Source organism: Streptomyces sp. BE20 (genome assembly GCF_036322525.1).
In the GTDB taxonomy this organism is placed as follows: Bacteria; Actinomycetota; Actinomycetes; order Streptomycetales; family Streptomycetaceae; genus Kitasatospora.
In genome coordinates, this window is sequence record NZ_JAQYWW010001188.1 from 1 (window position 1) to 233 (window position 233).

Sequence of the window (233 nt, forward strand, 5' to 3'; positions counted from 1 at the left end):
CCGCGCAGTCCGAACGCCTCGCGTTCTCCGCGCACCAGCCGGACGCGGCCGTCGCCGGTGACCCGGCCGAGCGCCCGGCCGCGTTCGGAGGTGAGCACGAGTCCGGTGTGCACGGGGAGGTCGCTGACGCCCTCGATGGACACCGCGGTGTCGTGGCCGGCCGAGAACAGCGCGTCGACGTCGTCGGCCGCCACGTGCAGCTCGGACATGCCGGTCCACCCGGAGGTGACCGC

The 233-nt window shown here is 75.1% G+C and carries 1 pseudogene; it reads right to left on the bottom strand.

Annotated elements, in window-relative coordinates:
- Nucleotides 1–233, bottom strand: a pseudogene (locus PUR61_RS38360) (PhoH family protein); the annotation flags it as partial.